Raw genomic sequence first — 6,464 nt, 5'->3', positions numbered from 1 at the left:
GACTAAAACATTCCACTAACAAAAATGCGAAGCTGTTGAGCTTCGCATTTTTTGTTTAAATATGGTATGTTCTTATTCGTTAAACGTTTGCATATCAATAAGGCGACGGTACAGCCCGTTTTGTTTTAGCAGCTCCTGGTGCGTGCCCTGCTCTACTACCCTTCCGCTTTCAATTACCGCGATGATGTCCGCATTTTGAATAGTGCTCAAACGGTGGGCGATCACCAGCGAGGTTCGGTTCTTCATCAGGTTATTTAATGCTTCCTGCACCAGCTTTTCAGACTCGGTATCCAGCGCCGAGGTGGCTTCATCCAGCAGCATAATAGGCGGGTTGTTGAGTACCGCACGCGCTATGCAGATACGCTGGCGCTGCCCGCCGGATAGTTTGGTGCCGCGGTCCCCCACGTTGGTATCATAACCATTCTCAGTTTCCAGTATAAAATTATGGGCATTGGCAATGCGTGCGGCGGCTTCCACATCCTCGGGCCGTACATCTGTTTTACCAAAGGCGATGTTATTAAAAATGGTGTCGTTAAACAAAACCGACTCCTGGTTCACTACGCCCATTAAAGCGCGTAATGATGACGCGGTTACCTGTTTAATATCCTGTCCGTCAATGGTAATTCGGCCGCTTTGGGGGTCCATAAACCGGGGGATCAGATCCATCATGGTTGATTTACCACCACCTGAGGGGCCCACCAACGCTACAGTTTTCCCTTTGGGAATGGTAAGGTTAATGCCGGAGAGAACTATCTTTTCCTGGTAAGCGAAAGTGACATTTTCAAACTTAAGCGCTTCGTTAAAGCCGGTGATATTGATCGCATCAGGCGCGTCGGTCACCATAGGTTGCTCGTCAATAAGGTCGAGCACCCTTTCGCCTGCTGCAATGCCCGAGTGGATATTACTGAAAGAGTCGGATATGGCCTTCGCCGGGCGCATTACCTGCGAGAAAAAAGCGATGAACGTTACAAACTCCGGCGCTGTTAAGGTTGAAGCATTATTGATGAGCAGGTGACCGCCGTACAGCACAATACCCGCCACCATCGTGATCCCGAAGAATTCAGATACCGGCGAGGCCAGCTGCTGCCTGCGGGCCATGGATTTGGTAATGCGCGAATAGCGCTTGTTCTCCTCATCAAAACGGGTTTTGATAAACTCGGTGGCGTTAAAGGCCTTCACTATTTTAATACCTGACAGGGCTTCATCAAGATAGCTGATCATGTTACCGTAGCTCTGCTGTGAGGCAATGGCCTGTGCCTTTAAACGCTTCACAATTTTGGAGATCACAAAGGCCGAAACCGGTATCACGAGGAATGAGTACAACGTAAGGCTTGGAGAGATCAGGAACAGCACCACCAAAAAAGTGATGAGGGTTAACGGCTCTTTAAAGATCACCTGTAACGTACCGGTAACCGAAAATTGTACTACCTGCACGTCTGACGCTACTTTGGAGATAATATCGCCTTTACGCTCGTTACTAAAAAAGCCGAGATGCAGGTTCATCACGTTATTAAATACCGCACGGCGCAGGTTCAATAGTGTATGCACCCGAAGGTTCTCCATAATGCGCTGAGAAAGGTACCTGAAAAGGTTACCCAACAAAGCCGAAACAACAATGGTGGCGCAAACAAACTCCAGCGCTACCCATACACCAAAATTATTTATAGCGTAAGTAACATAATACTTAAACGTAGCCATAATATCTACCAGGGCTGGCTTAGGGCCCAATGGCATTTTCTGCTGGCCGTGTTTAGCGAATATGGTAGTAAGCAACGGGGCAAGCAAAGCGAGGTTAAGCGTGCTGAATATAACAGAAAGTACAGTTGTTATAATATACGGTATTGCAAACTTCTCTATAGGTTTTGCAAATGATAACAACCTGAAATATGTCTTCATTAAAAATTTATAATTGCTGCAAAGTTAATGGTTATTCAATTAACATAAGCAGGCCGGCTTCAGGCATTCATTTCTTCGGGTTTATACTTCCACCTGCGGTGCGACCACAGCCAATACTGCGGCTTATCCCTGATGATCTGTTCCAGGAAACGTACATGCGCCTCGGTAATTTCATGCTCGGCGGTTTCCTTGGGCTGCTCAATCAGCGGCACCATGGTAAAACGGTAATAACCGCGCTTTACACGCTCTATTTTATAAAATATCACCACGGCATCGATCATTTTGGCCAGTTTCTCTATCCCCAGGAAAACAGGTGTAGGCTGGTTTAAAAAAGTGGTTACGTAATTAATTTCGTGGCGTACAGGTGTTTGGTCTGATACCAGTACGCTAAAGGTAAGATCATTCCGGTAGCTCACGAAAGTGCGCAGTGTTTGCTTCATGGCCACCATGATAGCGCCGTAACGGGCGCGCACCCGGTTCACATAATCATTTACCCACGCGTTGCTTAGCGGCTTGTATACAATAACGCGCTTTTCGGTAGTAAGCAGGCTAAACCCCAGTATAGCCAGCTCCCAGTTGCAGTAGTGGCCGGCGGCGGCTATAATGCTTCGGCCCTGCGCAAAGTAATGGTCAACCAGTTCGGGGTTGGTAGGCTGCATGCGTTTACGCAGGCTTTTTTCTGATATGGTGATCATCTTCAGGGTTTCTACCAGCAGATCGCCCAGGTAATGATAGTACTGTTTTTCTATAGTGCTGATCTCAACCAGGCTTTTCTCCGGGAAAGAATTCACCAGGTTATTATGCACTACCTGCCGCCTGTACCGTACCAGGTAAAACAGGATCACGTAAATCACGTCGGACAGCAGGTAAAGCGCCCAAAATGGCAGTAAGGATATCAAGTATAATATTGATACACAAAACTTAACCCATAACTGCTTTATTGCTGCCATATAATTTGCCTGCAAACATAAAGTTTTTATACCGCTAAAGTCCCATGCGGGTGTAAAACGTATGGCAGGTGCCAAAATTAGCTAATAAGCCGTATTATAAGTACTTTTGCGATTCATATGGCGGCAAAATGTTCACTGGTCATATCTACTTATAACTGGCCACAGGCGTTAAAACTCTGCCTGGATAGTGTTCTGCGCCAATCGGTTTTACCCGCAGAGGTCATCATTGCCGATGATGGTTCCGGGGAAGAAACTAAAAAACTTATTCAACTGTATCAGTCGGCCTCGCCGGTGCGTATGGTACATGTATGGCATGCCGATAAAGGTTTTCGCAAGTCGGTTATATTGAACAAGGCCATACAGCAAACCAGTTCTGATTATATTATACAGGTTGATGGCGACGTTATACTGAACAGGTATTTTATAGCCGACCACCTAATAGCGCGTGAGCATGGGGCTTTTTTACGGGGCACCAGGGCCATGCTCAGCCAACAAAAAACCGCCGGGCTATTGGCAAATGGCGATGGCGCGGCAGGGCTGTCGGCACTATCTGCCGGGGTGCAGCACCGTTTTAACGGCTTGCGGCTGGCTTTGCTGAGCGGGTTGGTGGTGCGCAAAAAAATGTCGTCAAACAGCGTGCGTGGCAGTAACCTGGCCTACTGGAAGGCTGACTTTGTGAATATAAACGGTTACAACAACGCGCTGCAGGGCTGGGGACATGAGGACGAGGAACTGGCAGCACGGCTCATTAACCTGGGAATTGTTAAAAAGATAGTAAAATTAAGGGCGGTACAGTTTCATCTTTACCATGATGAGGGGCATCGCCAAACAGCAGATAATCACCGCGCCGAAATTGAGCGCATAAAAGAGCATAAAATTATAGCCTGCGAAAACGGATACCTGCAGGCCGCCGACTATGAATAATACGCAATTGGATGTTTCGCTCATTATATCAACCTATAACTGGCCGCAGGCTTTGCGGCTTTGTTTAATGAGCGTAAAGGCTTTAAAAAAACTGCCCGATGAGGTGATCATAGCGGATGACGGCTCTACAGACGATACCCGCTTACTGATAGAAGAATTCGCGAAAGATTTCCCTGTACCGCTGATACATGTATGGCAGCCCGACGAAGGTTTTCAACTGGCGCGTATACGCAATAAGGGTATAGCCGCTGCTTCCGGCCGGTATATTATACAGGTTGACGGCGACCTCATCCTGCACCCTTACTTTGTGGCCGACCATATCCGTTTCAGGCAGCCGGATACTTTTGTAACCGGCAGCCGCGTTATTGTCGACAAGCCTACATCAGAACTGCTCATTGGCGACCGCAGGATCAACATCAACTTGTTGAGCAGTGGTATTAAAAACCGCAGCAACGGCGTAAGGAGTAAGTTATTATCCAACTACCTGGCCGAACGTTACCGGCAGAACGACCCCTATTTTATGCGGGGCTGCAACATGGCTTTCTGGCGCAGCGACCTGGTAAAAGTGAACGGTTATAACGAAGCTTTTACCGGTTGGGGACGGGAGGATAACGAGATCGCCATCAGGATGATCAATACCGGGTTGAAAAAGAGAGTGATTAAATTCGCGGCGGTGGTATTTCACCTGTATCATCCGCAAAAGTCGCGGTCAGACCTGGACCGTAATGACGATATCCTACAGGAGACCATCACTCAAAACAAAAAAAGCTGCGAACTGGGCCTTAACCAGTACACAGCACTATAAATATGTAAATGACGCTACCGCTGATATCCGTTGCCCTTTGTACCTACAATGGAGAAAAATATATTGAAGCCCAACTCAACAGCTTAATACACCAGACCTATAAATACCTGGAGATCATTATTGTTGACGATGGCTCAACCGATGATACGGCCCATTTGGTTCAGCAAATGGTTGCGAACGACGGGCGCATTAAATTTTACCGGAACGAGCAGAACCTGGGCTTTAACCAAAACTTCCAGAAAGCGATTGGGTTAACAACGGGCGAGTATATTGCCATTTGCGATCAGGACGATATATGGGCCGAAAATAAAATCGAAATCCTGCACCAGCATATAGGCGATAACTGGCTGATCTTCTCCAACTCATCCTGTATAGATGAGCAGGATAAAACGCTCGAATGGAATATTCTGCGTGATTTTAACTTTGGTAGCCGTAACTATAAAAGCATACTACTGCATAATTGGGTAACCGGCCACACCACACTTTTCAAAAGGGAGTTTTTAGATTACCTGCTGCCTATCCCCCCGGATGGTTATTACGATTGGTGGATGGGCTTTGTAGCATTATACCACAACAAGATCACCTACCTTGACCAGGTATTAACCCGCTACCGCATCCACTCGGCATCGGTTACGCAGCAGGAGCAAAATATTACCGAAAAAGCTTACAAGCTTAAATGGCTGGAAATTGTGTTAACAATGGTCAATAACTTCAGGCAGTATAAAAACCTGGCTGCTGCTGATCAATTATACATTAATAAGCTGTACAGGGCGCTTACATCAAAAAAACATTCACTCATATCGTTCCCGCTTTTAAGCATCATTAACCGGGATTACCATAATTTTTTCCCGGATAGTAAACAGAGAAAACCACTATCCAGGTTAAACTTCGCTTTTAAATTCGCTAAGGGCTTTAAATTTTTAAAACCCTGATAACGGGCTACTTTAAAGCGTAAAAAGTTAATTTGATAAGAGAAGGCAGGCTGATAGCGTTTTTTAAGGACCATACTACATACAGTTTTTGAGATACGCTGTACTTAAACCGCTTCATTAAACCGATGAGGTTTTTACAGGTCCTTACTTCAACCATTTCTGTCTGTCGGCGGGTCAAAGCGGCCTTGTTTAAAGGTAACAACGGCCGCCATTTTTCAGCTACTTTTAATATGGCAGCCAGCCAGTCGGCACCAAAGTTACCTTCCGAAAAATGGTTAAGCAGCACTTCATAAGTAACCAGCACTTTGTAGCGCTGTGCAACGGCAATGGAAAAATCTACGTCGTAACCGTGGAAGCCTCTTAATAAATCTTCATCAAACGGGTGCTGTAACACAATGTCTTTTTTTGTACACATCCACACACCGTCAATAACGGCTACTTCCTTAGATGTAGCCCCATCAGGGTTACTCAGCAGCAGTTCGGTAGGTTTATCAATAAATTTATAAGATTGCTCAACGTGGTAATGCAGTATTTGCGGCATACCATAAGCCACCCAGCCCGATGGCACAAGTGTTTTATAGCTGCAGCCGGCAACGCCTATAGCGCCCACATCCTTATTGCTAAATAGCTTTGCAATTATGCCGCCCCAATCGGGCGTTTTCATGAGCACGTCTTCGTGCATAAAGCAAAGTATATCATACCGTGCCTGGCGCGCGCCGCTGTTATAGATCTCGCATATACCCCGTGCAGCATTACCATTCTCAAAGGCGATGATTTCAAATGGCACGCCAATGGTTTCCCCAATATTGCGGCGCAGGTGCTCTAAATGTACCGGGTTCACCGATGAGATGATAACAGAAATCATGTAGGTGGCTAACGACAGTTAAACTTCAAAGATAGGGCAATTTGCGTCACTCCGGCCCATATTACCGCTGTTATGTATTTATTCCCTATTTT

At 46.3% G+C, this 6,464-nt stretch carries 6 protein-coding genes; 3 read left to right on the top strand and 3 right to left on the bottom strand.

The genetic code is table 11. The features are described 5' to 3' along the window. Positions 1–72: 72 nt before the first annotated feature. Together CKK33_RS06045 and CKK33_RS06040 are read right to left on the bottom strand one after the other, a co-directional pair. Positions 73–1,896, bottom strand: coding sequence for an ABC transporter ATP-binding protein (locus tag CKK33_RS06045; protein ID WP_095703244.1), 1,824 nt, complete (start codon positions 1,894–1,896; stop codon positions 73–75). 59 nt (positions 1,897–1,955) lie between these two features. Further along, positions 1,956–2,846 carry a lysophospholipid acyltransferase family protein gene (locus CKK33_RS06040; protein WP_095703243.1) on the bottom strand — a complete coding sequence of 297 codons (891 nt, stop codon included), beginning with the start codon at positions 2,844–2,846 and terminating at the stop codon, positions 1,956–1,958. 117 nt (positions 2,847–2,963) lie between these two features. Here CKK33_RS06040 and CKK33_RS06035 point away from each other — a divergent pair, with 117 nt between their 5' ends. Genes CKK33_RS06035 through CKK33_RS06025 form a run of 3 tightly spaced genes read left to right on the top strand, consistent with a single transcriptional unit; the run spans position 2,964 to position 5,507 of the window. Next, entirely contained in the window at positions 2,964–3,770 is an 807-nt protein-coding gene (locus CKK33_RS06035; protein ID WP_095703242.1) for a glycosyltransferase family 2 protein, read from the top strand. Next, on the top strand, positions 3,763–4,575 hold the full coding sequence (locus CKK33_RS06030) for a glycosyltransferase family 2 protein (protein ID WP_095703241.1): 813 nt from the start codon (positions 3,763–3,765) through the stop codon (positions 4,573–4,575). Before CKK33_RS06035 ends, CKK33_RS06030 begins: the two co-directional genes overlap by 8 nt. 8 nt (positions 4,576–4,583) lie before the next feature. After that, positions 4,584–5,507, top strand: coding sequence for a glycosyltransferase family 2 protein (locus tag CKK33_RS06025; RefSeq protein ID WP_095703240.1), 924 nt, complete (start codon positions 4,584–4,586; stop codon positions 5,505–5,507). A gap of 7 nt (positions 5,508–5,514) precedes the next feature. On the opposite strand, the gene CKK33_RS06020 is transcribed toward CKK33_RS06025, so the two are convergent. Next, positions 5,515–6,372 carry a glycosyltransferase gene (locus CKK33_RS06020; protein WP_095703239.1) on the bottom strand — a complete coding sequence of 286 codons (858 nt, stop codon included), beginning with the start codon at positions 6,370–6,372 and terminating at the stop codon, positions 5,515–5,517. Positions 6,373–6,464: the final 92 nt, after the last annotated feature.

This window comes from Mucilaginibacter sp. MD40 (genome assembly GCF_002288635.1).
GTDB lineage: Bacteria > Bacteroidota > Bacteroidia > Sphingobacteriales > Sphingobacteriaceae > Mucilaginibacter.
This window is presented reverse-complemented; position numbering and strand designations above follow the sequence as displayed.